Raw genomic sequence first — 24,931 nt, forward strand, 5'->3', positions numbered from 1 at the left:
GCAACCGCCTAAACCTCAACACAAGATGCCCCCAGTCTCTCCTGAGCGTCTCAACCGTCTTTCCAGTCCGTCAGGCCAACCTATGCTGCGCCGGTGAAGGGCGTTCTAAGTATTACTCTCAAAACCCGCAAGCAGAAAATGCACAAAAACCAAAGAAAAAGCAGATTTCAAAATTAGTTATTTATTTTCAATTTTTTAATGACTTTCAATCAAGCGGAGGCGCGCCAAAATCGCCAGAAACACAGACAGGGTTCCGCACTTTATCGCCTTGTTCACAATGTTACTCACAGACTCGCTTCCGAGTCAGGCAGAATCTGCTGTGTTGGACTGGAGTGACAGCCCTGGAATCGGCAACCTAAGGGCAAGAAGGATGACGATAGCTGCCAAATAGATCAACGGCTCGATCTGAAACCCTTTTGCCAGCATCACATAATGCAGGCCTCCCAGCAAAGCAGCCGGGTATACCAACCAATGCAGCCTGCGCCACCGCGGCCCCAATCGCCGCACCGACCAGTTGTTGGATGTTGCCGTCAAAGGTAACAGTAAAAGAAACGCCCCCATGCCAACTGTAATATAAGGACGCTTGAGGATATCCGCCCAAATCTGGCTGGGAAACTGAACGTCCAGAACCAGCCAGACAAGGAGATGCAGGCTGACATATACAAAAGTCAGCACCCCAATGGCCCGACGGAACTTCATCAGGTTCAAGCCCACAAATCGGCGCAAAGATGTGATGGCCAAGCCGGCAATCAGCAATTGTAACGCCAGTTCGCCATAGCGGTGCTCCAGCGCCTCAATCGGTTCGATCCCCAAACCGCCAGTCAGGCCAAGATAGAACAGCCAGGGCGCGGGCAGCGCGCCCATCAGATAAACAGCCCATACCGGAATACGCCGGAGTGTCTGATTGATGGCCTGCATGATTCTAGTAATTCCTGGTCAAATCCATACCTTCATAAAGGCTGGCGACCTCTTCTTCATAGCCGTTGAACATCAGCGTCGGTTTGCGCGACGCGAACAGGCCGCCGCCTATTTCACGTTCGGAGGCCTGAGACCAGCGCGGATGATCGACGTTCGGGTTTACATTGCTATAAAACCCGTATTCGCGCGAGTTAGCCATGTTCCAACTGGTGGGCGGCTCTTCTTCAGTAAGCGTGATCCGGACAATCGATTTGATCGATTTGAACCCGTATTTCCACGGCACCACCAGACGCAATGGCGCGCCGTTCTGATTTGGAATCGGCTTGTCATAGATACCAGTGGCCATAATCGTCAGCGGATGCATCGCCTCATCCAGGCGCAAACCCTCGCGATAGGGCCATTCCAGAATGGGATAGCGCGTTCCCGGCATCTCATCCGGGCGGTAGGCCGTTTCAAACGCCACGTATTTCGCGCCGTCTTTTATCCCAGCCATGTTCAGAAGATCGGCCAGTTCGAACCCGTTCCATGGAATGACCATTGACCAGGCTTCAACGCAACGGAAGCGATAGATGCGTTCTTCGATCGTCATCTCGGACAGGATGTCCTTGAAATCATACTCACCGGGACGATCGACCAGACCGTCAATCTTGACGCTCCAGGGTTCGGTCACCAGCGTATGCGCATATTTCGCCGGATCGTCTTTTCCGGTCCCGAACTCATAGTAGTTGTTGTAACTCGTGATCTCTTCCCACGTGTTCGGCTCCAGCGCATCCTGCGCCGCCGCTGGTCGGGCCATTGCCGCCAAACCAACACCCGCCATCCCGGCCATGACCTGCCGCCGGTTCAGGAACGCCGCCCGTGGGGTGACGTCGGCATGTGTCATTGTATTGGTCCAGCGATGCGCCATCTGGGTCTCCGTCATATTCGTTTGTCATTACAGACTTAGGGTGCTGATAGCACAGACCCATGGAAACAGGCGTCACGTTTGAGCGACGTGATTGTAACGTTCCGATTGGCGACAGGCCCAGACAGGCGGATTGTGCCGCGCTCTGTCCGCTTTCAGAGGTTGTCACGACCTGAGCCAACTCTCAGTGCTCGAACATTTCGTTGGGGATATACGGTTCACTCAGAGCTGGCTCTGAACGGAGGACAACAGCCGGGTTGTCTGCCTACAGTCTTTACAACTGCGGGTCCAAAACTGCACTCTGTCAGGCAGGCACCATACGCGATCAACAGTGTGGCGGGCCTGTTTTTGCAGCCGCGTGGCCGCAATGGGAGGACGAAAAATGTGTGATATCTGTGTAATGAACGCCGTAAAAGACAGGATGCTATCCCGGCGTGGGTTCTTCAAAGCCGCGGCGGCATCGGGTGTTGCAGCTGCCGCAACCGGGGCTATGGCACCGGCCACACTGGCCGCGGGGTATGGCGGTGTCCAAGACATGACCCACACGCTCAGCCCGGATTTCCCGACCTGGGGCGGAGAGCCGGGTATCTCCGCCGAACAGGCATTCAATTTCGCGGAGCACGGATTCAATCTGTTCAATTTGTCGATCAACGAGCATACGGGCACGCATATAGATGCCCCGCTGCACTTTTCTGCGGATGGTGCATCGGTCGATGAAATCCCGGTCTCAGATCTGGTTGCACCACTTTGCGTGGTCGATATTGCAGCCCGCGCAGCAGAAGACGCCGATACGCGTGTCACCCCGGATGATTTGAGAGCCTGGATAGCCGCCAACGGTGACATCCCCGACGGGGCCTGCGTCGCCATGCACTCAGGATGGGCCGGCAAAACCGCTACAGACGCGTTCCGCAATTTCGACGGCGAAGCGCAGCATTACCCGGGCTTTCACGTTGAAGCTGCGCAGATGCTGATGGAGGAAACCGGGGCGCGGTCAATTGCCGTTGACACCTTGTCACTGGATCACGGCATGTCTGCAGACTTCGCCACCCATTATGCCTGGTTGCCTTCTGGCCGGTTCGGAATCGAATGCTTGGCCAATCTAGATCAGGTACCCGCGTCGGGCGCGACACTTGTTATTGGCGCACCGAAACACGCGGGTGGCACCGGAGGTCCGGCGCGGATATTTGCGCTGATGTAAGAGCCTTGTGGGTGCTTGCAGTGCGATCACCCACGCCCGGTACTTAAAGATTCGCCGAACAATCCGGGTAAACTACAGGCCCCACCGATTTCTTGAAAGGCTACAGATTTTCATGACATTCAGAATACTCGCGTTGTCGATGGCATTGCTGGCGTCATCAGCTTTGGCAGACGTACAATCCTGCAAAAACTTACATGAACGCGCACCCGAGTTACTGAGTGACCTGAACCAGGTGGGATCAAAAGATTATGAGTCAGAACATCCAGGCCTTGGTTATTCCGTCACATTTACAGACCCTTCCTCCAAGATCACCATTTTCTTCTACGACCATCAGGAAAGGAAAGTCACGAACGATATGGCCGTTGAAAGTTTCAGACAGGCCGCCCGGGACATTGCCGCCGTCGCTGAACAGCGCGGTGCCGAGTTGGGGGAAATCAATGCTTATCAGATGCGGGACAGTTCCCAGGTTCTGCCGCTTCGGGCCGAAATGGAAACGTCGGACGGGTTATCCGAGTTTCTGGCCGTTGGCGTTGTCAACGACTGCATTGTGAAGCTGCGCTTTACCGCCCAGTTTGAGAAAAAGAAGGCTCAGGTCTGGATGAAGGTTCTGAACGACTACCTAAACAAAGGTTATGGGTCGCCAACGTAAAAAAAACCCGCCGTGAAGGCGGGTTTTTTACGTTTCATCGACTTAGTGAACCACTGCATCATCGGGGCGGGGCCGTTCCGACGTCCCCAACCGGTCACCGATGATCAGACCATCAGTTCCGGCAGTGACCGGAACGACCTCACCATCCTTGATCTCACTGGCCAGCAGCGCTTCGGCAAGCGGGTTCTGCAGGGCGCGCTGAATCACGCGTTTCAGCGGGCGGGCACCGAAAATAGGGTCATATCCTTCGTTGGCCAGCCATTCCTTGGCGCCATCGTCCAGGGCCAATTCGATCTTGCGGGCCGCCAGGCGTTTTTGCAGACGCGCCATCTGGATATCGACGATACCATCCATATCGGCCCGCTTGAGGCGGTCAAAGATGATCGTTTCGTCCAGACGGTTCAGGAACTCGGGCCGGAAATGTGCCCGCACCGCATCCATCACATCACGGCGGGCCTGCCCGCTGTCCGCGCCTTCGGGCAACTGGCTGAGCGCCTGAGAGCCTAGGTTCGACGTCAGAATGATCAGCGTCTGCTTGAAGTCCACGGTGCGGCCCTGACCATCGGTCAGCACACCGTCATCCAGAACCTGCAACAGCACGTTGAACACGTCCGGGTGTGCTTTTTCGACCTCGTCAAACAGCACGACCTGATAAGGCCTGCGCCGCACGGCTTCGGTCAGCACACCGCCTTCGTCGTAACCGACATAGCCCGGAGGAGCCCCGATCAGACGGGCAACAGCGTGTTTCTCCATGAACTCGGACATATCGATACGCACCATCGCGTTATCGTCGTCGAACAGGAAATTCGCAACGGCCTTGGTCAGCTCGGTCTTACCCACGCCGGTTGGTCCAAGGAACAGGAACGATCCCAGCGGACGGCCTTCGTCATTCAGACCCGCACGTGCACGGCGCACGGCGTTGGCGACAGCAGTCACCGCTGCATCCTGACCGATCACGCGGGAATGCAGAGCGTCTTCCATCCGCAGCAGTTTCTCGCGTTCGCCTTCCAGCATTTTCGAGGTCGGGATACCGGTCCAACGCTCGACCACCGAAGCGATCTGTTCCGGGCGCACCGTTTCCTCAGCCATCATGGCGTTGCTTTCGGCGTTTTCGGCCTCGGTCAGCTTTTTCTCAAGTTCGGGGATGACGCCGTAAGACAGCTCACCTGCCTTCGCTAGATTGCCTTCACGCTTGGCGATCTCCAGATCAGCACGCGCTTTGTCGAGCTGTTCTTTTAAATCACGCGCGCCCGCGAGTTTATCGCGTTCAGCCTGCCACTGAGCGGTCATCTCGGCGGATTGCTCCTGCAGGTCGGCCAGGTCCTTCTGCAAAGTTTCCAGACGGTCCTTCGAGGCCGCGTCATCCTCAAGCTTCAGCGCCTCTTCCTCGATCTGCATCTGCAGGATGTTCCGGTCGAGTTGATCGAGTTCCTCGGGCTTGCTGTCGACCTCCATCCGCAGACGCGATGCCGCCTCGTCGACAAGGTCGATGGCTTTGTCGGGCAGAAAGCGGTCAGTGATATAGCGGTGCGACAGGGTCGCCGCCGAAACAAGCGCTGAATCCGAGATGCGAACACCGTGGTGCAGTTCGTACTTTTCCTTGATGCCGCGCAGGATGCTGATCGTATCTTCGACCGTCGGCTCCTGTACCATTACAGGCTGGAACCGGCGCGCAAGGGCCGCGTCTTTTTCCACGTATTTGCGGTACTCGTCCAGCGTGGTCGCACCAATACAATGCAACTCGCCCCGGGCAAGCGCAGGCTTGATCAGGTTGGCCGCATCCATTGCACCATCAGACTTCCCGGCACCGACCAACGTGTGCATCTCGTCGATGAACAGGATGATTTCACCCGCAGCTTCAGTCACTTCGGTCAGAACGGCCTTGAGGCGTTCTTCGAACTCACCACGGTATTTCGCACCAGCAATCAACGCACCCATGTCGAGCGCCAGCAGCTTCTTGTCCTTCAGTGATTCCGGAACGTCACCGTTCACGATGCGCAGGGCCATGCCCTCGGCAATCGCGGTCTTACCGACGCCGGGTTCACCGATCAGAACCGGGTTGTTCTTGGTGCGACGCGACAGAACCTGCATCGAGCGGCGGATTTCTTCATCCCGACCGATGATCGGATCAATTTTGCCTTCGGCCGCAGCCTCGGTCAGGTCACGTGCGTATTTCTTGAGCGCGTCATAACCTTCTTCCGCCGACGCGCTGTCAGCGGTGCGACCCTTGCGAATGTCGTTGATCGCCTCGTTCAGTTTTTGCGCTGATACGGCTCCGGCGTCCAATGCATCCTTGGCCTTGGACTTCACCATGCACAGCGCCATCAACACGCGTTCGACCGGCACGAAACTGTCGCCCGCCTTTGATGCCAACTTTGCAGCCTCGTCCAGTACTTTGGCGGTCTGGCCGTCCATGTAGATCTGGCTCGCGTCGCCGCTGACCTTGGGGATTTTCCCCATCGCGCTGTCCAGCGCTTCAACCACGCGGTTCGGGGCCCCACCCGCGCGCGTGATCAGGTTGCTGGCCAACCCCTGATCGTCATCCATCAGTGCTTTGAGTATATGCGTAGGCTCCAGCCTCTGGTGCCCCTCGCGCAGCGCAATGGTTTGCGCTGCCTGCACGAATCCCCGTGCCCGCTCGGTGAACTTGTTCAAGTCCATGATATTCTCCTTTTCCAAGCGCCCCTTTTGACATGCCCGCCTGGCAGCACATGTCGGTCGAAGCCTCACATTCAATCTGGGAAATATCTTCGGTGGTTCAAGAGGCTAAGACACAGAAATCGACCTATTCGCGCTGGATGGTATAGACTGAATAACCACCGGTCTCGGCAACCTGAACGGCACCCAGATCATTCACCAAAGATTGGGCTGCCGCACTTCCCGTCGGGCAAGAAACCAGATCTGCCGTATGGTCCAGGAAATTGCCGGTAAACGCCGTTTCACCAGTAAGTTGACACCAATCATCTTCGGACCTGTAACCACCAACCAAACGCAAATCGTCATTGGTCGGAACAGGTGCAGCCCCTGTATCCGTAGCCTCGGCTGGCGTTTCATTACATGCGGCCAGTGCAATCAACGCGCCCAGCAAAACCAACTTTTTCATTTGTCGCCCCTCATTTTGAATTCGAGTTTTCAATACAGAGCACGATAACACGATTTGAAGCTGCCTGCGCGGCTTAGCAGATGGACAGAGCGGCCCGAAGCCGCTAGGACGCAGACGTTTGCCAAAAAGGAGCGCCCCCATGTCTGATGACCGCCTGATCGTAGCCCTTGATGTTCCCAACGCTCTGCAAGGTTTGGCCATGGCAGAACGTTTGGGGGGCAGTGTTTCTTTCTACAAAATCGGACTGGGTATGCTGACCGGTGGCGGGCTGGCATTGGCCAACGAACTGAAACAGGATCACGGCAAGCGCATCTTCCTGGACATGAAGTTATTCGACATTGGCAACACAGTTGAAAATGCCGTGCGGGGATTGGCGCAATTCGATCTGGATTTTCTGACCGTGCATGGTGACCCTCATGTGGTGCGCGCCGCCAAAGAAGGTGCTGCGGGTAAAGACCTGAAGATCCTCGCCGTGACCATCCTGACCTCGCTGAACCGCGACGATCTGGACGCAAGCCTTCTGAAATCCGGTGATGTGCAGGACTTGGTCGTTGAGCGCGCGGCCAAAGCCTTTGAAGCCGGTGCTGATGGCGTTATCGCCAGCCCGCAGGAAGCCGCCCTGATCCGCGCTCTGCCTCAGGCTGAAGGTCGTCTGATCGTAACCCCTGGTGTGCGCCCTGCTGGCGCAGCGCTTGGCGACCAGAAACGTGTAGCCACCCCGACAAGCGCCATTCAGGATGGCGCAGATCACATCGTTGTCGGCCGCCCGATTTATCAGGCAAAAGACCCAAAAGCCGCTGCTGAGGCTGTTCTTTCCGAACTAAATTCTCTGAAGGTAAGCTAAAACCGCTTGGTTCTTTCAGGTGTGTTTTGCGTTGGATTTTCCGCGCAACAAGTTGACCTTAGGTCACTTTTTGACAAAACCGCGCCAAATCGTCTCTGTGCCAGAAAACACACATTCAAAACCCGAGTTTTCTCCGCACGACCTTCATCCTATCGAAACTAAGGATTTTCAGAGATTCTGAAGGGGAAATACTCCCCAACGAACCGCTTCTTCCTGAGGTTCGTTACTTCCCCCCGCGATGTGCGGGGGGTCTTCTTTCTTAATCATACCACGTCAGCAGGGCCTTTGATCCAGGATCACAGGTGATATAAAGAACCTCCAAGCCAACTGCGGAACGCATGAGGACGCAGATGCCCGGTCTTTGCCGAGATTGCCTGACCACATTGTCAAACGAACAACGCTGTACTGCCTGTGGCAGTCCGCGGGTAAAGACACACACGGAACTGTTTGACCTGTCGATTGCCCATATGGATTGTGATGCCTTCTATGCCTCAGTGGAAAAACGTGACAACCCGGAACTGGCGGACAAACCGGTCATCATTGGCGGCGGCAAACGCGGCGTTGTTTCGACTGCCTGCTACGTTGCCCGTATTCGCGGTGTCCGGTCGGCCATGCCCATGTTCAAGGCCTTGCAACTCTGCCCCGAAGCCGTCGTGATCAAGCCGCGCATGTCCGTCTACGCCCAGGTGTCGCGCGACATCCGCGCAATGATGGATGAGTTGACACCCGTGGTCGAACCGCTTTCGCTGGACGAAGCCTTCATGGACCTGTCGGGAACCGAACGTCTGCACGGCGCGCCACCTGCCGTCATGCTGGCGCGTCTGGTCAAGCGCATGAAGGAAGAAATCGGTGTCACCGGATCTATCGGGTTAAGTCACAACAAATTTCTGGCCAAGGTCGCATCGGACCTCGACAAACCGCGCGGGTTTTCAGTGATCGGCAAGGCGGAAACGCCAGAGTTTCTGAACGACAAACCCGTACGGTTGATCTGGGGCATTGGCCCGGCTGCGCAGGAAGCGCTGGACCAGGCCGGGATCAGAACTTTCAGTGATTTGCTGCGTTGGGATCAGGAGGCACTAACCGCACGGTTCGGCTCAATGGGATATCGCCTGTGGCACTTGGCCCGAGGACAGGACAAGCGACGCGTATCCGCGCATGAGCCGATGAAATCCATCAGCAACGAGACGACATTTTTCGAAGACACGTCGAGCCTTGATATTCTGGACGGCCATTTGTGGCGCATGGCCTTGAAAGTGTCGGATCGCGCCAAGGCAAAGGATCTGGCTGGTCGGGTTGTCACGTTGAAACTGAAGAAGGCCAATCACAAGATCCTGACGCGGCGCGTGTCCTTGCGGGATGCGACACAGATAGCCGACCGGATTTACCGCACGGCCCGGGGCCTGTTCGATCAGGTTGGCGATCAGGGGCCATATCGGTTGTTGGGCTGTGGTTTGTCCGATCTTTGTCCGGCGGATCAGGCGGATATTTTTGGCGACCTATTGGATCCGGATGCCGCCCGCAGATCAAAGGCCGAACGGGCCACCGACAAGATTCGCCAGAGGTTCGGTGCCGAAGCAATCATGAAGGGCCGCGCGCTGCGCTGAAGCTACTCCGCCGCCAGGCGCTCTGGGCTCGCACCCAGGCTGGAAATCTCCCGAACCACCTGCCTGAGCAGCTTCGAGAACGTCATGAAATCGGCATTGGGCGCGACTTTTTCCTCGTCCATGTACAAAGCGCGATCGATCTCGATCTGAACAGCGTGCTGCTGGCGGCCAGGACGACCATAGGTTTGCGTCACATATGCTCCGGCAAAAGGCGCATTGCGCGCCACGTTGAGACCCGCTGCTGCAAAAGCCGCTTCAATGATATCCACAACCTCAGAGGATGCGGACGCGCCAAACCGGTCGCCCAGCACGATCTCGGGTCGCCTTCCGCGCGCAGTGCCCGCCATGGCCACCGCCTCATGTGGCATCGAGTGGCAGTCCACCAGAATTGCCTGACCGAACATCTCGTGTGATTCGGCCAGCAGGGACTTCAACCGCGCATGATACGGGCGCCAATAGGTGTCGATGCGCAGCCGCGCTTCGTCCATGGTGAGTTTGCCGCGATAGATTGCCCGACCGTTGGCAACCACGCGGGGAATCACCCCCAGCCCTGACGCGACCCTTGGATTATGCCCGTGCCTGCGGGCACCGCTGATCAAGGCCGGGTCAAGCTCATCCAGACTGCGGTTCAAATCCAGGTAGGCGCGTGGCATGGCCGCCTTGATCAAAGGGGCACCGTTTTCCGTGGCGGGCGCGAACAACTGATCAACAAAGGCGTCTTCTGAGGATCGAATCACGCTCCGGTTCAATACGGACCGGTTCAGAAATGCCTCAGGATACTCCCGCCCGCTGTGTGGCGATGAAAAAACCACGCACGAGGTGCGGTTTTCGGGCATATCCAATACATAGGCTGCGCTTTGCATGATCCCTCCGTGTTCGTAATCAACATAGACCGGAAAAATTGTTCTTCCAAACCCCTTGAACCCATTTGCGACTCCTTTTATAGACCCCGCTACCGGCGCGGGGATCCGCGCCCCATTTCGTTATGGGGCAAGGCACGCAAAGGGAAAGTGGGCGGTTAGCTCAGCGGTAGAGCACTTCGTTGACATCGAAGGGGTCACAAGTTCGATCCTTGTACCGCCCACCATGATTTCACTGTTCCGGTTTTCCGGGACACCCGAGTAACCCAGGCGCTGGCCACGTCCTTGATGAAGGCGCCGCAGATTGGAGACAGACCATGAAGGTCAAGAACTCGCTCCGCTCGCTCAAGAACCGGCACCGCGACTGCCGGATTGTGCGTCGCAAAGGCCGCGTCTACGTGATCAACAAGACGCAGCGCAAGTTCAAAGCGCGTCAGGGCTAAGAACTGCACATTACTGCTTAATGAAACCGCGCCTCCGGGTGCGGTTTTTTTTGTTTCACCCGCGCCTAAAATGTAATCCCTGCATGGATCAGAATGCCGATGACCATAAGAAAGTTCAGAACCATCGAAATCCCGTTGCCGACATAGATTGGAAGCTTTCCAACAACCAAGCCGTAAGCAAACCAAAGCAGGGATAAGGCGGTATATAGCGACCACGATAACAAGGATTGTCCCGAGGCATGGTGCGAATGCGTCAAGTACAGCTTCACGAGCTGCGGCAGTGTGGCAAAGGGACCGACCACACCAATAAAAACCATGAAGCCTTCAAAGCGCGACATCCAATGGCCAAGGTTAGATTTCTCTAATTTTTCAGCCAGTGTTTCGGGCATATCTCAGGTTCTTCCTTTAAGTGCACAAGCCAGCTTTTTTGATTTCCAAGACAATCTGTCCTGTCAAATTATCCGCTTGAAGCGTTTGGACCAAGCCCCCTCGGCCACGTTACCACCGACCTTTCCCCCTCGCATGCCTTCAGAGCATCGCATGTTGAACGCCACCAGCGACTTTTTGCCCAAGTAAATCAGTCGGATTTACTTGCATCCCGCTCAGAATCGTATAATTGAGAAAATCAGTCGGATTAATGACCGGCCCGAAATTTAATTGTTGAGGCACACAATGCTGAAATCCACGACCTGCCTAGCCGCCGCGCTGTCGGCTTTGATCGCAACCTCTGCCGCCGCCGAGGGCGAACTGAACCTCTATTCGTCGCGCCACTATGACACCGACGAACGGCTGTATACCGACTTTGAAGACGCAACCGGCATCAAGATCAACAGGATCGAAGGCAAAGCGGATGAACTGATTGCCCGGATGGAAGCGGAAGGCGCGAACTCACCTGCCGACGTGATGCTGACCGTGGACACGTCGCGTCTGGCGCGGGCCAAGAATGCAGGTGTCCTCCAATCAATCGACAGCGCTACACTGGAAGAGCGCATTCCCACCAACCTGCAGGATAGTGACAATCAGTGGTTTGGTTTCTCGCAACGCGGTCGGATCATCTTTTTCGACAAGGAAAACGTGACCAACCCGCCGGCCACCTACGCTGATCTGGCCAAACCGGAATACAAGGGAATGGTTTGTATCCGGTCTTCGACCAACACCTACAACCAGACTCTGTTGGCGTCGATCATCACACACGAAGGCACTGAGGCCGCCAAGTCCTGGGCCGAGGGCGTTGTCGCCAACATGGCGCGTGACCCACAGGGCGGTGACACCGACCAGTTGCGCGGCATCGTTTCGGGCGAGTGTGACATCGCGGTTTCGAACACCTACTATTTCGCGCGTTCCATTCGCACAGACGTCAAAGGCTTGTCCGCAGAGCGCGACATGATCGGCTGGGTCTTCCCGAACCAAGACAGCTATGGCGCGCATATGAATCTATCCGGTGGTGGGGTCGCCGCGCACGCACCCAACAAGGAAAACGCGATCCTATTTCTTGAGTATCTGGCCAGCGATCAGGCGCAGAAATACTTCTCGGCGGGCAATGACGAGTTCCCGGCAGTTCCAAATGTCGAACTGGCCGAGTCGGTCCAGGCGCTGGGTGAATTCAAGGCCGACGACGTGAACCTATCAGACGTTGCAAAGAACATCCCCGAAGCGCAGAAGATCTTTAACGAAGTTGGCTGGAAGTAAGCCTTCTTTCGCTGGTTTCTTAAAAGGATGCGGCTTGTTCGCATCCTTTTTGTTTGATAAGCTATATTTTTTAGAGTATTTTCTCGTATATGAGATATTTTTTCAACTGCTTATAATGCCCGACACCCTGTCAAACCGCCTTGCCAATCGCCTGAGCGAACTGCGCCGCGGGCGTGGCTGGTCTTTGGATTACCTTGCCGAGCACTGCAGGATCAGCCGCGCCACCTTGTCCCGCATGGAAAAAGGGGATGTCAGCCCAACAGCCGACAATCTAGGCCGTCTGTGTGCTGCATACGATCTGCCGATCTCGCGGCTGCTGATGATGGTTGAGGACAGCTTTGACCCCAAGGTTCCATTCGAACGCCAGACCGAGTGGCGCGACCCTGAAACCGGCTTCACCCGCCGTGCTGTTTCACCACCTGCAAATGGATTGAACGCCGAGGTTCTGGAATGCCACCTGCCCCGGGACACGGTCATCACCTACGAAGTGCCTCCTAAATCGGGGCAAGAGCATCATCTGATCTTAATGGACGGTGCGCTTACTCTGACGGTTGATGGAACGGCGCACGCGCTGAACGCCGGGGATTGCCTGCGCTACCATCTGTCGGGACCGACCCGGTTTGAAACAGGGGCGTCGCGTGGCGCACGTTACCTGCTGGTGCTTATATGATCACGCGCCTGACCGATAACGATTTTGACGCGGCACTGGATGACCTGGCTGAAATCCTGCATGCCTGTGTTCATGATGGGGCCAGCATAGGTTTCATTCTACCGTTTACCCTGAATGATGCGCGTGCGTACTGGCACCAAAACGTACAGCCCGGTCTAAGGTCAGGTAAGCTGGACTTATTCGTTTCGTATGACGGTCCCCGCATTACAGGCACCGTTCAACTGATCCCGGCGGCAATGCCCAACCAACCCCACCGCGCCGATGTGGCGAAACTTCTGGTCCACCCTAACGCCAGACGGCGGGGGTTAGGCCGATCCCTAATGAATGCGCTTGTTCTTCGCGCGCAAGAGGTGGGGCGCACGGTGCTTGTACTTGATACGCGCAGCACCGATCCCTCGCGGCTGCTTTATCAAAGCCTTGGGTTTCAGATCGCGGGGGAAATACCGAATTACTGTCGGAACCCATTTGAACCAAAATTCGAACCCACAACTTATATGTACAAAAACCTTGACGCTTGAAAAGACGCGGCCCCCGCTACTCGGCGGCTCTGATCTTTTCGGGGAACTTGTTCGGCAACAGCCCGAGGCGGCGCGCACGACGAACATCTGCCAGCAGGTCCCGTTCGGCGGCCTCAAACAATTCTTCAGGGTCATCCAGAACAAAATACCCCATCTGATGCATGTCGATCCGGTAGGGTGTTCGTAGAATCGTCAGAACATCAAACGGGTCACGATCTGGTATGTCGCTGGTCACAGCGTAGACCAGTTCAGTCGGTGACGAGGCCAACCCTGATCCCAGCGCCTTGATTTGACCGTTCTGGCGGCGCAGACCAAACTCGATCGAAAACCAGTAGAGCCTGATCAGCCAAGCATAATCCGCGTCATCTGCCTGCTTTCCGGCTAGCCCGATGGCGTGGCTGAACGCGGCAAAACGCGGGTCGCTTAACAACGGGGTGTGTCCGAAAATCTCATGAAAGATATCCGGCTCTTCGATATAGTCGAAATCTTCCCGGGAGCGGATGAAAGAAGCGGCCGGAAAAACCCGATCCGCCAGCATCCCGAAAAATGTCTTGAACCCGATAAGCGCCGGAACCGGCTGCACCCGCCAGCCGGTCAGGTCCAGCAGCCGTTTCGAAATTTCTGCACAAGAAGGCACTTTGGTCTTCGGCAAATCCAGCCGCGCCAAACCGCTTAGGTATTCCGGCGCCATATAGCGCCGTACGTTTTCTTCCTGTGCCGCGTAAAGATCAGCCCAGACCGCATTCTCTTCGTCTGTGTAGGTAATGTGGCCATGTTCATCCGCCAGTTTGGCGACATATTTCGTCGATTTGGGCATCAGCATCCTCCTGCATGAGATCAGGATACCTCAACTCACACGGAGAATTTGTTTTGATATTCTGAATTTCGTCCGTATTATGAATGAAACATTCCGAGATACTGCGATTTTCGGCCCAAATGCTTCACTCAGCCGACATCGATATTTTGCGAGAGCTTCAGGCCAGTGGACGTCTGTCTATGCAGGAGCTTGCCGACCGGACCGGGTTATCGGCGTCGCAATGCTGGCGCCGCGTCCGTGACCTTGAATCGTCAGGGGTGGTTTCAGGGTATCGCGCGCAGGTTTCAGCCAAGGCTGTTGGTCTGAATGCCATTGCCTATGTCCACGTCGCACTGAAAGACCATCAGGAGAACAGCATCTCGGCGTTTCTTCGTCTGGTCGAGACCGAGCCGCAAATCGTTGAGTGCGCCTCGATCACCGGGGATCACGACTTTATCCTGAAAGTTTATGCCAAAACCCCCGAGGATCTTGAGGTCTTCATCATGCAGCGCTTGTTGAAATCAGGGCTGGTCCGCGACACCCGCAGCAACTTTGTGCTTCGCCAGACCAAGACCCGCGGCCCTTTACCCATTCTTTGACAGTGTCCACCGAAACGGAACCTGAGCGGATGTGTCAGGTGCATAACCCATCCTTGCTAAGACGTGGTGTTGAAGGGCAGAGAGTGTCGTTCAATTGGAAAAGCCCGGCCACCATTTCCTGGCGACCGGGCTTTCAAGATTCAAAACGCGTCTTCAGAAATGAGCAGATTTCGCGGACGCAGGCTTTTCCATCGGCGGCGCGAACTTGGTCAAGTCGATCCCCTTGACCGCCGACTTGTATTCCTCGGCAGTTGGGGTCCGGCCCAAAATAGCCGAAAGCACGACAACCGGCGTCGACGCCAGCAGGGACTCACCCTTTTTCTCATCCGAGTCTTCGACAACACGCCCTTGGAACAGGCGCGTGGATGTCGCCAGAACGGTATCGCCTTTTGCAGCCTTTTCCTGGTTCCCCATGCAAAGGTTACAGCCGGGCCGCTCAAGATACAGGATATTTTCATACTCCGTACGTGCCTTGTTCTTCGGGAACAGATCATCGAATTCAAAGCCCGAGTATTTCTGAAGAATGCTCCACTCGCCTTCTTCTTTCAGCTCATCAATGATGTTGTAGGTTGGTGCCGCAACAACCAGCGGGGCCTTGAACTCGACAGTGCCCCGTTCCTCTTCAAGGTTCTTAAGCATCTGCGAGACGATAATCAGATCGCCCTTGTGCACCATGCACGACCCGACAAAGCCCAGATCGACCTTCTTTTCACCCTTGTAGTAGGAAACCGGGCGGATCGTGTCGTGGGTGTAACGCTTTGATACGTCAGCGTTGTTCACATCCGGATCGGCAATCATCGGTTCGTCGATCTCATCCAGATCAACAACGAGCTCGGCAAAATACTTGGCGTTTTCATCGGGTTTCAGGGCCGGCTTATCACCCGACCTGATTTCTTCGATCCGCGCATTCGCCTTGTCGATCAGACCTTGCAGCGTCTGGGCTTCGTTCTCCATGCCCTTGTCGATCATGATCTGGATGCGGCCTTTGGCGATTTCCAGAGATTCAATCAGCGTGTCATCTTCGGAAATACAAATTGAGGCCTTGGCCTTCATCTCGGCCGTCCAGTCGGTGAAGGTGAACGCCTGATCCGCCAGCAAGGTGCCGATATGAACTTCGATGATCCGGCCCTGGAAGACGTTGTCACCGAATGTCTTTAACATCTGCGACTGGGTGGCGTGAACCACATCGCGGAAATCCATATGATCTGCCATCTGGCCCTTGAAGGTCACCTTAACCGATTCAGGGATCGGCATCGTGGCTTCACCGGTAGCCAGCGCCAGCGCAACGGTTCCCGAATCCGCGCCAAACGCTACGCCCTTGGACATGCGGGTGTGCGAGTCGCCGCCAATGATGATGGCCCAGTCATCCACGGTGATGTCGTTCAGCACCTTGTGGATTACGTCTGTCATCGAATGGTAAACACCCTTGGGATCACGCGCGGTGATCAGGCCAAAGTTGTTCATGAATTTCATCAGTTTAGGAATGTTCGCCTGCGCCTTTGCGTCCCAAACCGACGCTGTGTGGCACCCGGATTGATAGGCGCCATCAACGATGGGCGAGATCACGGTCGCCGCCATGGCTTCCAGTTCCTGCGCGGTCATCAGGCCGGTGGTGTCTTGCGACCCAACGATATTGACCTTAACCCGAGCGTCCGAACCCGCGTGCAGAACCTTTCCGTCAGCCACGCCAACCGCGTTTTTGTTGAAGATCTTCTCGACAGCTGTCAGGCCCTGACCCTCGTGCGAGATTTCCTTGGACGGAGCAAATGCAGATTCCAGCGCAACGCCAAGGGTTTCGGCCGCAAATGTCTGCAGCTTCTTACCAAAGACGATAGCGTAAGAGCCGCCAGCCTTGATGAATTCGACCTTTTGCGGCGTGAAGGACGACGATACATCGACAAGCTCTTTATCGCCTGCTTCGTTGTAAAGCTTCTTGTCCTTTGTGTTGATGGTCAGAACGGTTCCGGTCTCGACCGAGTATTTCTGTTCAAGGACAGGACTTTCGTCGTTGTTCAGGATCGGGTTGCCGTCATCGTCCAGCTTTTTGACCCAGTTCTTCAGGTCAATACCGATACCTCCGGTCACGCCAACGGTGGTCAGGAAGATCGGTGAGATTCCGTTTGTTCCCGCGACAACCGGTGCGATGTTCACAAAGGGAACATAAGGGCTGGCTTGCGTTCCGGTCCACAAGGCGACGTTGTTGACGCCGGACATGCGCGAGGACCCGACGCCCATGGTCCCTTTTTCGGCGACCAACATGACACGTTTGTCCGGGTGTTGTTTCTGCAAATCCTGAATCTCGGCCTGCGCCGCCGGTGTGATCATGCATTTGCCATGCAGTTCCCGATCCGCACGAGAATGCGCCTGATTGCCGGGCGACAGAAGGTCGGTGGAAATGTCCCCTTCGGCCGCGACATAAGTCACAACCTTGATTTCCTCATCGATGTCAGGCAGCCGGGTAAAGAACTCGGCCTTGGCATAGCTCTCCAGAATGTCCTTTGCGACTGCGTTTCCGGCCTCAAAAGCAGATTTGAGGCGCTGGGTATCCGCATCATACAGGAACACCTGTGTTTTCAGCACCTCTGCCGCCTGACTTGCAATCGACACATCATCGCCCAGCGCCAGATCCAGCAGAACCTCGACCGAGGGGCCACCTTTCATATGTGACAGCAGCTCGAACGCGAAGACCTGCGAGATTTCTTCGACCGAGGCTTCACCCAATATGATCTCTTTCAGGAACCGTGCCTTTTCACCAGCTGCGCTGGTTGTACCCGGCAGCGTGTTATAGATGAAATAGGTCAAAGACTCGGCGCGGTGAACGTTGTCCACATCCTTGATTTGTTCGATGATTTCCTGAATCAGCGCACCGTCTTCAATGGGTTTGGGGTGTAAACCTTGCTCTTTGCGCGTCTCGATCTCGTTCAGGTATTCTGTATATAGGCTCATGACGGTTCCGACCATTTAGCTGGTGCGCTGGCGGGTAACAAACCAGCACCTTAATTTTGTATGCCGCGGTATACTAAATGTTCGCAACTTGCAAGACACTCTCCTGCGACCCTGTGTCCTGATCGAGGATGTATCCGTCGAAATACCTGTCTGTCAGGCGTGATCTGTCTGTTGCTGCCAACAGGTATCAGCACCCTGGCACGCTAGCTTCCTGCTGCGGAAATCAGTTCCTTGGCCAGCGGCAAGGATGAATAACCCAGCCGGGATGGCGTCAATCCCAATCGCACGATCACCATATCATGAGAGGGGAAAATACCGATGGACTGCCCATCATGCCCCTGCAACCAAACCGCATCTTCAAAAGGTGGAAAACCTCCGGGTGCTTCCAGCCAAAGGTGACCCTTGGCGTATTTGCCATCCGAAGCATCAACCGGTTCGAACATCCAGTCCACATAACCTTCTGGTAATATCCGAGAGCCCTTCCAAACCCCTTTTTGCAGCAATAGCTGCCCGTACCGGGCCCAGTCACGCGCCGTCGCATACATATAACTGGATCCGATGAAAGTATCGCTGACATCCGTCTCGACAACCGCCGATGTCATGCCAATCGGTGCAAATAGCGCGTTTTGTGGATAGCTCAGTCCACCGTCGCCCAACTTGTTTTGCCAAACCCGAGACAGCGTCGTGGACGTGCCCGAGGAATAGTTGAAGTTCATTCCAATACTGGATTCAGCAACGCGCCCGGCAGCAAATTCGGCCATATCGTCACGAAGATACAGCATGCGTGTTACGTCTGAAACGTCCCCGTATTCTTCATCCCATTGCAGCCCGCTTGTCATCGCCAACATGTCAGCCACGGTAATACCCCGCCTTGCGTCGCCGGCCCAATCGGGAAAGCTGTCGACAAGCGTATCTGACAAGCTCATTTGACCCGCTTCAATCAAGGTGCCGATCAACCCGGCCGTAACTGTCTTGGTCATGGACCAGCCCAGTAACGGGGTATCCGCATCAAACCCATCGGCATATCGTTCAGCAATGATGCGCCCTTTTCGAACCACCACAACTGCGCGAAATCCTTCACCCACCAAACTGTCATTCAACATGACATTCTGAAGCTTCGAGTCTTGGGACAAGGCAACGTCATTCCCGTTTGGCCATAGACCGTCTGGCAGCGGATCAGGCGCGGAAAGTGTCTGATTGCTCAGATCAGCCTCATGAACATTTGTGCAGCCCAGCCCCTGACGAAACTGCGATGTCGCAGGCGCAAAGAACTGAAAGATCCGCGCCGTCACAGTCTGCGCGTCACGATCCACCTTAATTGAGATTTGCCCCAGCAACGGATGACCAGGTGCCTGCACGTCCACGGCCAGAACTTCGCCCGGAGCCCGTCCGGCAATGAAAACGTTCGAACACACGATCTTGGCAGAGTAATTGGTTCCCACCTTCAAAAGATCCGGGGGCGCGAACCAAAGGTAGCCAATCAGAGCCACCCCGCCCAGAACCACCGCACCGCCGGTCATTTTTAATACTTTGCTGAACATCCGCCGCAACCATTTCTGCCGCTACCTCGCGCGGCAAAGGTTAGAAGCAACCGAGTCGGCATTACCACAGTTTCGTTACGTCGATTGATGGGTCAGAGCTTGTGGACAAATGCGTGGCCAGTGCCTTCCAAGTTGCACATCGCTCAATCAGCAAACAGCGCAAATCGACCGCAGCCCTCAGCTCGCGGAGCATTGATCTTTATACCATGTAGGAGTGCTCAAAACGCCGCATCCCCACCATTTGTTTTACTCAAAAAACTGAAGATTTTTGCTCACAATTTCACGCGCCATTTGCGCATAAGCCTGCACGATTTCCCAAAAACTTACGTAATTTGAGAGACGTGATCAATTAGTGGTAGTCACCAAATATCTCTTAAAAAAATTTGAACCCCTCATTCAAGAGGGTATTCGGATTGGAAAAAGTCAATCCCAATCAGAGGGAAAACAGCCCATTATCAGACTCGTGTTGGGTCCCGCTCGAAGAAAGGACATTGCCGAATACGCGAAGTGAGCGCATCCAAACCAGCGCGCTCACTCAATATGGTATTGCCTGTCACCACGACTTAAAAAGCGATGTGTTACTCGGCTGCAACCGCTTCCTCTGCCAGCGACGGATAATCGGTGTACCCTTTTTCATTGCCACCGTAGAGGGTAGTTGGATCCAGCTCATTCAACGCGGTGTCTTTCTCTAGCCGGCTGACAAGATCCGGGTTGGAAATGAACGGCCGACCAAAGGCCACCAGATCGACGGCTCCGGATTCAACCGCTTCGATTGCCATTTCCCGATCGTAAGAGTTGTTGCCCATTTTCGCACCGTCAAACAATTCATAGAGCGCCTTCAGATCGCAACCTTCCGGAATATCGCGCGGGCCGCCGGTCTGTCCTTCTACGAGATGGAGATAGGCCAACCCATAGGTATTCAGCAATTTAATCGCATGTGCGAATGTCGCCTGCGGGTCGCTGTCGGAAATGTTATTGGCTTCCGAGAATGGGCTGAGGCGAACACCCACACGGTCGGCACCCCACACGTCGACAACCACATCCGTGACCTCTTGCAGGAACCGTGCCCTGTTCTCGATAGGACCGCCGTATTCGTCTTCACGCTTGTTGGACTCATCGCGCAGGAACTGATCGATAAGGTATCCGTTGGCTGCATGGATCTCGACACCGTCGAAACCCGCTTTCTTGGCGTTTTCCGCGGCTCTCCGGTAGTCCGCAACAATGCCAGCAATTTCTTCGATGGCCAGAGCCCGCGGTTCAGATGTTTCAACAAACTGTTCACCATCAAACGTCTTGGCCTTAGCGCCAATTGCAGATGGCGCAACAGGGGCGCCACCACCCTGCTGCAAACTGTAATGCGAAATCCGGCCCACATGCCAAAGCTGGATCACAATCTTGCCGCCCTCAGCATGGACGGCCTCAGTCACTTTTTTCCAGCCATCGATCTGCGCTTGAGAATAAATGCCGGGCGTCCAGGCATAGCCCTTGCCTTGGGGCGAGATTTGCGAAGCTTCCGTGATGATCAGGCCAGCGCCCGCCCGCTGCGCATAGTACTTGACCTGCAATTCATGGACGCTGTCGTCCTCGGCTCTTGCCCGGTTGCGGGTCAGTGGCGCCATGACAACGCGGTTTTTCAGTTCGATTGCACCAGCTTTGATGCCGGAGAACAGTTTTTCATCAGCCATTGCTGCTTCCTTCTTTGGTTTGCTTCGCTCATACATTTTTGGACTACTTGGTCCAAATTTGTAGTCGAGGTTCCTTGTTAAAGCTTTTGTTACGTCTCATGCTCTCATGGTTAGGGTGGCCTACGGTGATATCACCAACCGAGCTTGTTTCAGGGTTTGCGATATCCGCTCGTCGGGAACGCCCGCCTTTCGTAAAGCCAGCGTGCCGATCGCAAGGGAGGCAAAGGCGCGAGCCTTGTCGAGGGCCTGTCCCGGATCCGAAGGCTCAAGCGCTCTCGCAATAATTTCGTCGATACTCTCCAAATGGCGTCGCCCGAGATCCGCCACTTCATCATCATGCGGAGCAAGCTCCGTAAGGCAATTGATCAGCATGCACCCGTCACGACCGCCCTGCGGGTTCGCCAAAGCTTCCATTATTGCACCAACAGGGTCATCTCCGCCTGCGGCCGCGACGTCACGCAGATTTTTCAAACCACGCCTTGAATAGTGGCTGAGGGCTTTGTGAAACAAAGCCTGCTTGTTGCCGAATGTTCCATAGAAGCTGGAGCGACTCAAACCCATGGCCTTTGTCAGATCATCCACGGATGCTGTCTCGTAGCCTTTGTGCCAAAATACGCACAAAGCGTTTTCCAAGGCCTCGGCTTCGTCAAAGGCACGGGGCCGACCTGGGCCTGCGGGTGTTTTGATGCCACCATCTGAAAGGGTATCTTTGCTCATGAGTAAGATTTGGAATGATCAGTCCAGAAATTCAAGGTGCCGGTGGGAAGTTTTTTGGAACAGTCAGTCCATATTGCGATCAGATACAGGAGTATAGGCCGGAAAGAATGAAAAACCTCACGTTGGTTGACCCGATTTAACTGCCCGGTTTGATTGTTGGTTCACACCATGCAGGTGTGCTCCTAACACTGCATCTCCGGCATTGATTTCTCAAAAGATAATCTTGCAATTTCGTCCATGACCCCGCGCAGCGTTTGCCCATAGGTTTGCATGCCACATAGAACCCATAACAACCGTGTAGGTGCACTCATAACGCTGCATTCCCAACATTGATTTCATTAAAGAAAATCCTGGAAGCTTGCCCATAACTCTGCGCGGTATTTGCGCATAACTTTGCACGATTTGCCCATAAGTTTGCGTGCCACAGAGAATCCATCGAACAAACCAGATCCTATGGCTTATCTGCAATTCTCATATGCAACTTATTCCCAATCGCCAGCAGACGAGCGCCACGTCTTAGCGTCCGCATCCCAAACACTGGCGGTGACGCAAGGCGTTGGGTTCATTCCGTCGCAATTGGATCCATGAATATCCGCAACAACAACGCGTTGACGCCCAAAATCAACAACCGTCCAGCCCTGGTTGAGCAAGGATTGAACCTCCTCTTCTATCAAGAAGTGCGACATGCATCCGCCAGTTCCGCAGTAAAGAGATGCGGCGCTCGAACACACAAAACCAGACTCATTCAAAACCCAGTCTCGTTGTAGATCTCCGTCGAGATCGACCCTTTCAACCGCGCCCCAGGCTATGTCAAACTGACCGTCGTTGAACTCCGCGCAGGCTCGTGCCGCCAAATCAACCCTCGCCTGCAAACCGGACGGAAGTTGCGATACATCAGCCGCGACAGCTGGTGAGGTCCAAACAAGGCCCGAAGCAAGCACAATCCCGGCGACGAAACATTTTATCTTACACGCTATTTGGGAAGCTGGTTGGAAGGTGGCTTCAATTGCACTGATCATACCTGTAATCCCCGTATTCCAGCCAGTTTGCCGATCCTTCGCTAAAAATCAGAAACTCGGACCTGTCTTCCCCAAGCAGGGCGACGACAAATCCGGCCGGCGGCACAGAGTTTCCGAAGTAACTGTAGGCCGTCATGGCTCTGATCGACTCGCCGTTGACCGTTACTCGCGCGTCCCACTCCCCCTCTGGATTGTTCAAAATTACGGGTTCGATCACGCGCTCTACCGCCCCGCCACCGCAATAGACAATGCCTTCGGGCGCTTCGTAGGAGGCCCCCTGGCTAGCACCTGAATCGCAGGCGGAACGAAGCGACCGAATTGCAGCACTGGAACCTTTCAAGTCAAAGATTCCGTAGCTGACATCTTGATCAATCATCGACAGATTAACCGATGCATTGGCCGCAAGCTGGTCCAGTACAAAACTATAGTCTTGCTGACTATTGAAACTGACCTCGACAGGATAATTGTCGACGATCTGAAAAGCCGCGTTTTCTGCGCCAACCTGAAATGCCCCAACTTCGGTGGTGCCGTTCTTCAAAAAACGAATGGAAAGCCCTTGCTTCTGCAAAATGTCCTGGCTGTCCTCATATCCAGCCGGAGCAAAGCGGATACGGTCACACTGAAGTTCAAGGGTCATGTTTCCGGTCTGAATAAATGCATTGGGATTAGGCCCGGAGTTGAACGACCACTCCGCCGATGCTGTGGTCGCCATTGCGATCATCAACGCTCCAATGGAAATCGTTTTGAACCTCATTTTTTCTCTCCATGGTGTTACGTTTCGCGCAGTCATTCAGCAGAGATTCCGGCCCGTTACCTAGGCAACCAGATCAGGAAACAGGTTCGCCATATTCGTTTTCGCCTTCTTGGGAAGGTCGCGTCAGCCACCAGATCATCAGGATGGACAGAACCAATTGCAGAATTGAGACAACAACAATACCGGTCACGCCCAGGACTGCGGCGGGTCCTCGTAATGCATCGGGGTTTTCGGTCCCTTGTTCCAACACCGAGAAGAACGCCACCCCACCCAACATAACAAAAAGCGTTGCAATGCTGAGCGCCATCGGCAGCAGCAAATACCAGCCAGGTCGCCCTGTATCATGCAGCCTTCGCCAACCGGCGGCCAGCATAGGTACGATAACTGCAAGTTGGAAAACAAAGGACAGAACCCGAGATCCTTGCCCTGTTTCGAGGTTGATCCCAAATATGATGGTATCCAGCACAGCTAAAGCAGCACTCACGAGAACCACAAACAAGAAGAACCACCAGTATTCTGAGCGTAAAGCCCGACCGGAGAACTGGAAGTATTTCGAGAAACACGTTTTAACGGCTTCAACAAACCCCATTTTCAATCCTTTCTTAGTTTCTGTGCGACCTCAGAACGCCTCGCCGACCCAAAAGAATACACTCTCCCTTATGGATGTTCCCACTTACCTTTATGCTTGAAAGCAAAAGCCTATCGCACAAGAGCGTAATGAATTTTTCGCGCGAAAAAAATATTGATTTATTAAAATTAAGATTCAAACATTCGAATTCGACACAACTTTATTTTACCTCCGTTGTGGTCGCTACTGCTCGCTGTGCCGAGCCCTTCCGACTGCTGGAGTGAGTGCTGGTGGTCGGAAGGCCTTTTACATTGATCAAGCGTATGGAGGACGCGATGCTCAGACTTAGTGTACTCGCCCTCTTTCCAGAGTTTGCTCTAGCATTTGCTAGTGACGTCATTCGGCCTTCACACGTTATCGTCGGCCCCGATAGTCAACGAAATATCGTCCCGCCGACCAAGCCCCCCGCGGCAAGTTTTGGGAAAGGTCGTCACAGGAACGTTGTGTGTTCTGTCGGCGCCCAAACGCGAGAGCTTCAAACAAGCGCATCCAATTTCGTTAATTTCAACAGACTCAGAGGGAGAAGAAGATGACCAACAAGATGGTGATGATTGCGGGCGCAACTTGTTTCACACTGCTTGCGGCCTGTGACGACACGGGTACATCCAGTGCGTCCGCCGAACTCACACCCGCTCAGCAGGCGTGTTTGCGAGATGTAGCCAGCACAACGAACAATTCACAAGTCGTGGTTCTCTCATCCGCATTTAGCGAGGCGGGAACACAGGTTACTGTAGGTGTTGGCGAGGATCGTGCTCCGTGGAATTGCATTGCCTACAGTGATGGCGCGACAGCTGGTATCGAGTTCCTGGGCGACGAAGGCGCATTGTGAGTAGTCTGATGCGTAGC

Annotated in this window: 24 protein-coding genes and 1 tRNA gene; 11 read left to right on the forward strand and 14 right to left on the reverse strand. The window is 54.8% G+C overall.

Features of this window, described 5'->3' with window-relative positions; genetic code table 11:
- Nucleotides 1–303: 303 nt before the first annotated feature.
- Entirely contained in the window at nucleotides 304–918 is a 615-nt protein-coding gene (gene msrQ, locus I9188_RS15890) for a protein-methionine-sulfoxide reductase heme-binding subunit MsrQ (protein ID WP_209507148.1), read from the reverse strand.
- A gap of 4 nt (nucleotides 919–922) precedes the next feature.
- Entirely contained in the window at nucleotides 923–1,825 is a 903-nt protein-coding gene (gene msrP / locus I9188_RS15895) for a protein-methionine-sulfoxide reductase catalytic subunit MsrP (protein ID WP_209507269.1), read from the reverse strand.
- A 379-nt stretch (nucleotides 1,826–2,204) separates the two neighbouring features.
- Here msrP and I9188_RS15900 point away from each other — a divergent pair, with 379 nt between their 5' ends.
- Nucleotides 2,205–3,020, forward strand: a complete 816-nt coding sequence (locus tag I9188_RS15900; protein WP_209507149.1) for a cyclase family protein — start codon at nucleotides 2,205–2,207, stop codon at nucleotides 3,018–3,020.
- A gap of 112 nt (nucleotides 3,021–3,132) precedes the next feature.
- Nucleotides 3,133–3,669, forward strand: a complete 537-nt coding sequence (locus I9188_RS15905; RefSeq protein ID WP_209507150.1) for a hypothetical protein — start codon at nucleotides 3,133–3,135, stop codon at nucleotides 3,667–3,669.
- 42 nt (nucleotides 3,670–3,711) lie between these two features.
- Here the strand turns inward: I9188_RS15905 and clpB are convergent, their stop codons facing one another.
- Entirely contained in the window at nucleotides 3,712–6,330 is a 2,619-nt protein-coding gene (gene clpB / locus I9188_RS15910; protein ID WP_209507151.1) for an ATP-dependent chaperone ClpB, read from the reverse strand.
- Between the two features lie 124 nt (nucleotides 6,331–6,454).
- Nucleotides 6,455–6,772 (reverse strand): hypothetical protein, encoded by a 318-nt coding sequence (locus I9188_RS15915; RefSeq protein ID WP_209507152.1) that lies wholly within the window; start codon nucleotides 6,770–6,772, stop codon nucleotides 6,455–6,457.
- 139 nt (nucleotides 6,773–6,911) lie between these two features.
- Between I9188_RS15915 and pyrF the strand changes: the two genes are divergently transcribed.
- Nucleotides 6,912–7,616: an orotidine-5'-phosphate decarboxylase gene (gene pyrF, locus I9188_RS15920; protein ID WP_209507153.1), complete on the forward strand. Its 705-nt coding sequence runs from the start codon at nucleotides 6,912–6,914 to the stop codon at nucleotides 7,614–7,616.
- A gap of 350 nt (nucleotides 7,617–7,966) precedes the next feature.
- The gene (locus tag I9188_RS15925; RefSeq protein ID WP_209507154.1) at nucleotides 7,967–9,220 is read left to right on the forward strand and encodes a DNA polymerase IV; all 1,254 of its coding nucleotides are present in this window, start codon (nucleotides 7,967–7,969) and stop codon (nucleotides 9,218–9,220) included.
- A 2-nt stretch (nucleotides 9,221–9,222) separates the two neighbouring features.
- On the opposite strand, the gene I9188_RS15930 is transcribed toward I9188_RS15925, so the two are convergent.
- Nucleotides 9,223–10,083: an N-formylglutamate amidohydrolase gene (locus I9188_RS15930; RefSeq protein WP_209507155.1), complete on the reverse strand. Its 861-nt coding sequence runs from the start codon at nucleotides 10,081–10,083 to the stop codon at nucleotides 9,223–9,225.
- 149 nt (nucleotides 10,084–10,232) lie between these two features.
- On the opposite strand from I9188_RS15930, the gene I9188_RS15935 reads away from it, so the two are divergent.
- Nucleotides 10,233–10,307, forward strand: a tRNA-Val gene (locus tag I9188_RS15935).
- 90 nt (nucleotides 10,308–10,397) lie between these two features.
- The gene (ykgO, locus tag I9188_RS15940; RefSeq protein ID WP_008755722.1) at nucleotides 10,398–10,523 is read left to right on the forward strand and encodes a type B 50S ribosomal protein L36; all 126 of its coding nucleotides are present in this window, start codon (nucleotides 10,398–10,400) and stop codon (nucleotides 10,521–10,523) included.
- Between the two features lie 65 nt (nucleotides 10,524–10,588).
- Here the strand turns inward: ykgO and I9188_RS15945 are convergent, their stop codons facing one another.
- Nucleotides 10,589–10,912: a SemiSWEET transporter gene (locus I9188_RS15945; RefSeq protein ID WP_209507156.1), complete on the reverse strand. Its 324-nt coding sequence runs from the start codon at nucleotides 10,910–10,912 to the stop codon at nucleotides 10,589–10,591.
- A gap of 283 nt (nucleotides 10,913–11,195) precedes the next feature.
- Between I9188_RS15945 and I9188_RS15950 the strand changes: the two genes are divergently transcribed.
- The 3 genes from I9188_RS15950 (at nucleotide 11,196) to I9188_RS15960 (ending at nucleotide 13,400) form a co-directional block, all read left to right on the forward strand.
- Nucleotides 11,196–12,212: a Fe(3+) ABC transporter substrate-binding protein gene (locus I9188_RS15950; protein ID WP_209507157.1), complete on the forward strand. Its 1,017-nt coding sequence runs from the start codon at nucleotides 11,196–11,198 to the stop codon at nucleotides 12,210–12,212.
- A 115-nt stretch (nucleotides 12,213–12,327) separates the two neighbouring features.
- Nucleotides 12,328–12,882, forward strand: a complete 555-nt coding sequence (locus I9188_RS15955; RefSeq protein WP_209507158.1) for an XRE family transcriptional regulator — start codon at nucleotides 12,328–12,330, stop codon at nucleotides 12,880–12,882.
- On the forward strand, nucleotides 12,879–13,400 hold the full coding sequence (locus I9188_RS15960; protein WP_209507159.1) for an N-acetyltransferase: 522 nt from the start codon (nucleotides 12,879–12,881) through the stop codon (nucleotides 13,398–13,400). Before I9188_RS15955 ends, I9188_RS15960 begins: the two co-directional genes overlap by 4 nt.
- Before the next feature lie 16 nt (nucleotides 13,401–13,416).
- Here I9188_RS15960 and I9188_RS15965 read toward each other — a convergent pair whose 3' ends face one another.
- Nucleotides 13,417–14,217 (reverse strand): phenylalanine 4-monooxygenase, encoded by an 801-nt coding sequence (locus I9188_RS15965; RefSeq protein ID WP_209507160.1) that lies wholly within the window; start codon nucleotides 14,215–14,217, stop codon nucleotides 13,417–13,419.
- Nucleotides 14,218–14,300: 83 nt separating this feature from the next.
- Here I9188_RS15965 and I9188_RS15970 point away from each other — a divergent pair, with 83 nt between their 5' ends.
- Entirely contained in the window at nucleotides 14,301–14,795 is a 495-nt protein-coding gene (locus tag I9188_RS15970) for an Lrp/AsnC family transcriptional regulator (RefSeq protein WP_245223735.1), read from the forward strand.
- A gap of 153 nt (nucleotides 14,796–14,948) precedes the next feature.
- Here the strand turns inward: I9188_RS15970 and I9188_RS15975 are convergent, their stop codons facing one another.
- From I9188_RS15975 to I9188_RS16005, 7 genes are all read right to left on the reverse strand, one after another.
- Nucleotides 14,949–17,741 (reverse strand): bifunctional aconitate hydratase 2/2-methylisocitrate dehydratase, encoded by a 2,793-nt coding sequence (locus I9188_RS15975; protein ID WP_209507161.1) that lies wholly within the window; start codon nucleotides 17,739–17,741, stop codon nucleotides 14,949–14,951.
- A 203-nt stretch (nucleotides 17,742–17,944) separates the two neighbouring features.
- The gene (locus I9188_RS15980; protein WP_209507162.1) at nucleotides 17,945–19,282 is read right to left on the reverse strand and encodes a serine hydrolase; all 1,338 of its coding nucleotides are present in this window, start codon (nucleotides 19,280–19,282) and stop codon (nucleotides 17,945–17,947) included.
- A 578-nt stretch (nucleotides 19,283–19,860) separates the two neighbouring features.
- Complete coding sequence (locus I9188_RS15985; RefSeq protein ID WP_209507163.1) at nucleotides 19,861–20,967, reverse strand: alkene reductase; 1,107 nt, start codon at nucleotides 20,965–20,967, stop codon at nucleotides 19,861–19,863.
- A 120-nt stretch (nucleotides 20,968–21,087) separates the two neighbouring features.
- Complete coding sequence (locus I9188_RS15990; protein WP_209507164.1) at nucleotides 21,088–21,684, reverse strand: TetR/AcrR family transcriptional regulator; 597 nt, start codon at nucleotides 21,682–21,684, stop codon at nucleotides 21,088–21,090.
- A gap of 482 nt (nucleotides 21,685–22,166) precedes the next feature.
- The gene (locus I9188_RS15995; protein WP_209507165.1) at nucleotides 22,167–22,703 is read right to left on the reverse strand and encodes a hypothetical protein; all 537 of its coding nucleotides are present in this window, start codon (nucleotides 22,701–22,703) and stop codon (nucleotides 22,167–22,169) included.
- Nucleotides 22,687–23,457: a hypothetical protein gene (locus I9188_RS16000; protein WP_209507166.1), complete on the reverse strand. Its 771-nt coding sequence runs from the start codon at nucleotides 23,455–23,457 to the stop codon at nucleotides 22,687–22,689. Before I9188_RS16000 ends, I9188_RS15995 begins: the two co-directional genes overlap by 17 nt.
- Nucleotides 23,458–23,530: 73 nt before the next feature.
- Nucleotides 23,531–24,046 carry a DUF805 domain-containing protein gene (locus tag I9188_RS16005; RefSeq protein WP_209507167.1) on the reverse strand — a complete coding sequence of 172 codons (516 nt, stop codon included), beginning with the start codon at nucleotides 24,044–24,046 and terminating at the stop codon, nucleotides 23,531–23,533.
- A 568-nt stretch (nucleotides 24,047–24,614) separates the two neighbouring features.
- Here I9188_RS16005 and I9188_RS16010 point away from each other — a divergent pair.
- The gene (locus I9188_RS16010; protein WP_170808400.1) at nucleotides 24,615–24,914 is read left to right on the forward strand and encodes a hypothetical protein; all 300 of its coding nucleotides are present in this window, start codon (nucleotides 24,615–24,617) and stop codon (nucleotides 24,912–24,914) included.
- The last annotated feature ends 17 nt before the right edge of the window (nucleotides 24,915–24,931 follow it).

It is taken from the genome of Ruegeria sp. HKCCSA071 (genome assembly GCF_017872555.1).
In the GTDB taxonomy this organism is placed as follows: domain Bacteria; phylum Pseudomonadota; class Alphaproteobacteria; order Rhodobacterales; family Rhodobacteraceae; genus Ruegeria.

What these genes read in the sequence shown, in the direction of transcription:
- msrQ (WP_209507148.1), bottom strand. Translation starts at nt 918, where the DNA reads ATGCAGGCCATCAATCAGACACTCCGGCGTATTCCGGTATGGGCTGTT.
- msrP (WP_209507269.1), bottom strand. Translation starts at nt 1,825, where the DNA reads ATGGCGCATCGCTGGACCAATACAATGACACATGCCGACGTCACCCCA.
- I9188_RS15900 (WP_209507149.1), top strand. Translation starts at nt 2,205, where the DNA reads ATGTGTGATATCTGTGTAATGAACGCCGTAAAAGACAGGATGCTATCC.
- I9188_RS15905 (WP_209507150.1), top strand. Translation starts at nt 3,133, where the DNA reads ATGACATTCAGAATACTCGCGTTGTCGATGGCATTGCTGGCGTCATCA.
- clpB (WP_209507151.1), bottom strand. Translation starts at nt 6,330, where the DNA reads ATGGACTTGAACAAGTTCACCGAGCGGGCACGGGGATTCGTGCAGGCA.
- I9188_RS15915 (WP_209507152.1), bottom strand. Translation starts at nt 6,772, where the DNA reads ATGAAAAAGTTGGTTTTGCTGGGCGCGTTGATTGCACTGGCCGCATGT.
- pyrF (WP_209507153.1), top strand. Translation starts at nt 6,912, where the DNA reads ATGTCTGATGACCGCCTGATCGTAGCCCTTGATGTTCCCAACGCTCTG.
- I9188_RS15925 (WP_209507154.1), top strand. Translation starts at nt 7,967, where the DNA reads ATGCCCGGTCTTTGCCGAGATTGCCTGACCACATTGTCAAACGAACAA.
- I9188_RS15930 (WP_209507155.1), bottom strand. Translation starts at nt 10,083, where the DNA reads ATGCAAAGCGCAGCCTATGTATTGGATATGCCCGAAAACCGCACCTCG.
- ykgO (WP_008755722.1), top strand. Translation starts at nt 10,398, where the DNA reads ATGAAGGTCAAGAACTCGCTCCGCTCGCTCAAGAACCGGCACCGCGAC.
- I9188_RS15945 (WP_209507156.1), bottom strand. Translation starts at nt 10,912, where the DNA reads ATGCCCGAAACACTGGCTGAAAAATTAGAGAAATCTAACCTTGGCCAT.
- I9188_RS15950 (WP_209507157.1), top strand. Translation starts at nt 11,196, where the DNA reads ATGCTGAAATCCACGACCTGCCTAGCCGCCGCGCTGTCGGCTTTGATC.
- I9188_RS15955 (WP_209507158.1), top strand. Translation starts at nt 12,328, where the DNA reads ATGCCCGACACCCTGTCAAACCGCCTTGCCAATCGCCTGAGCGAACTG.
- I9188_RS15960 (WP_209507159.1), top strand. Translation starts at nt 12,879, where the DNA reads ATGATCACGCGCCTGACCGATAACGATTTTGACGCGGCACTGGATGAC.
- I9188_RS15965 (WP_209507160.1), bottom strand. Translation starts at nt 14,217, where the DNA reads ATGCCCAAATCGACGAAATATGTCGCCAAACTGGCGGATGAACATGGC.
- I9188_RS15970 (WP_245223735.1), top strand. Translation starts at nt 14,301, where the DNA reads ATGAAACATTCCGAGATACTGCGATTTTCGGCCCAAATGCTTCACTCA.
- I9188_RS15975 (WP_209507161.1), bottom strand. Translation starts at nt 17,741, where the DNA reads ATGAGCCTATATACAGAATACCTGAACGAGATCGAGACGCGCAAAGAG.
- I9188_RS15980 (WP_209507162.1), bottom strand. Translation starts at nt 19,282, where the DNA reads ATGTTCAGCAAAGTATTAAAAATGACCGGCGGTGCGGTGGTTCTGGGC.
- I9188_RS15985 (WP_209507163.1), bottom strand. Translation starts at nt 20,967, where the DNA reads ATGGCTGATGAAAAACTGTTCTCCGGCATCAAAGCTGGTGCAATCGAA.
- I9188_RS15990 (WP_209507164.1), bottom strand. Translation starts at nt 21,684, where the DNA reads ATGAGCAAAGATACCCTTTCAGATGGTGGCATCAAAACACCCGCAGGC.
- I9188_RS15995 (WP_209507165.1), bottom strand. Translation starts at nt 22,703, where the DNA reads ATGATCAGTGCAATTGAAGCCACCTTCCAACCAGCTTCCCAAATAGCG.
- I9188_RS16000 (WP_209507166.1), bottom strand. Translation starts at nt 23,457, where the DNA reads ATGAGGTTCAAAACGATTTCCATTGGAGCGTTGATGATCGCAATGGCG.
- I9188_RS16005 (WP_209507167.1), bottom strand. Translation starts at nt 24,046, where the DNA reads ATGGGGTTTGTTGAAGCCGTTAAAACGTGTTTCTCGAAATACTTCCAG.
- I9188_RS16010 (WP_170808400.1), top strand. Translation starts at nt 24,615, where the DNA reads ATGACCAACAAGATGGTGATGATTGCGGGCGCAACTTGTTTCACACTG.